Origin of the sequence: Streptomyces sp. MS191, from assembly GCF_008042125.1 — a bacterium.
Classification (GTDB): Bacteria; Actinomycetota; Actinomycetes; order Streptomycetales; family Streptomycetaceae; genus Streptomyces.
Map to the genome: position 1 here is coordinate 1 of NZ_RDBI01000256.1, position 1,321 is coordinate 1,321.

Annotated in this window: 2 protein-coding genes; one reads left to right on the plus strand and one right to left on the minus strand. The window is 72.7% G+C overall.

Annotated features, from left to right (window positions below; all coding sequences use genetic code 11):
• Positions 1–38: 38 nt before the first annotated feature.
• On the minus strand, positions 39–323 hold the full coding sequence (locus EAO71_RS37305; RefSeq protein WP_261992543.1) for a Dabb family protein: 285 nt from the start codon (positions 321–323) through the stop codon (positions 39–41).
• 105 nt (positions 324–428) lie between these two features.
• Here EAO71_RS37305 and EAO71_RS37310 point away from each other — a divergent pair.
• Positions 429–1,321, plus strand: an 893-nt coding sequence (locus EAO71_RS37310; RefSeq protein WP_147982214.1) for a carbon-nitrogen hydrolase family protein, incomplete at its 3' end; no start/stop codon positions are given.

Genomic DNA, 1,321 nt, shown 5'->3' on the forward strand with positions numbered 1-1,321 from the left:
GGCTGCGGGGCGGGGTCCGGGGCGCGGGCTCCGGAGGGTCACCGCTCGACGTGGTCCACGACCGCGCGATGGGCCAGGCGGGGACGCAGCCAGGCGGCCAGGGCCAGGTGGTCGGGGTGGTTCTGGTAGGCGGCGAGTTCGGCGGGGTCCGAGTGACGGGTGGTGAGGGCCAGGTCGTAGGACTGCTCGGAGTGGGTGATGTCCAGGCCGACGTCCAGGGAGCGGATCTGCGGGACGGAGTCGGCCAGACGCCGCAGGCGCTCGGCGGCCTGCGAGGCGTCGGCGGAATCGGTGAAACGCATCAGAACGACGTGTAGCAGCAAGGCACTTGCTCCTTCGCTCGATGTCGCATCCCTCTGTCGCAGGAGGGCGCCGCGAGTGTATGTTCGGGAAACGCTGTTCCGCTAGAGGAACCGATGGAGTTCACCATGGACGAAGCGCGCACGTTCCGCGTCGCGGCCGCCCAGTTCGCCGTGGGCCGGGACCGGAAGGCCAATCTGGCCGGATGCCTCAGGATGATCGACGCCGCCGCGGAGCAGGGCGCGATTCTCGTGGTCCTGCCGGAGTTCTGCAATCACCTGTCCTGGTACGACGACCGGGACCAGGCGCTGGCCGCCGCCTGCCGGGCCGGGGACGACTTCCTGGGACCGGTCGCCGAACACGCGGCCCGGCACGGCATGTACGTCAAGATCCACGTCACGCTGGCCTCCGGCGGCGGACCGGCCGGCGCGGAGCGCATCACCGCGGCGAGCCTGCTCTACGGACCGGACGGCACCCTCGCCGGAGCCGCGGACAAGCAGGTGCTGATGGGCAGCGAGAACGACCATCTGGACCCGGCCACCGAGCCCGGCCCGGTCATCTCCACCGCCCTCGGGCCGGTCGGCCTGTACTCGTGCATGGAAGGGGTCGTCCCGGAGGTGTGCCGCGGTCTGGCCCTGCGCGGCGCGCACGTGCTGCTCAACAGCCTCAACTCCTTCGCCCTCGACGAGGCCGCACTGCACATCCCGGTGCGTGCCGCGGAGAACCGGGTGTGGGTGATCGCGGCCAACAAGGTCGGGCCGCTGCTCCCGGCGGACCGGATCGGAGCGATCAGCGCCGCCATGGGCGTGCCGGCCGAGGCCCTCGAGGGCGCGGGCGAGAGCCAGATCGTCGCCCCGGACGGCACGGTCGTCGCCCAGGCACCCCGGTACGGGGAGGCCGTCGTCACAGCCGACATCCGGCCGGCCGTGGCCGCCGACAAGCTCAGGGCGGACGGCACCGACGCCTTCGCCGCGCGCCGCCCCGCCCTCTACCGGCCGATCGTCTCCCCGCCCGGCGGCCT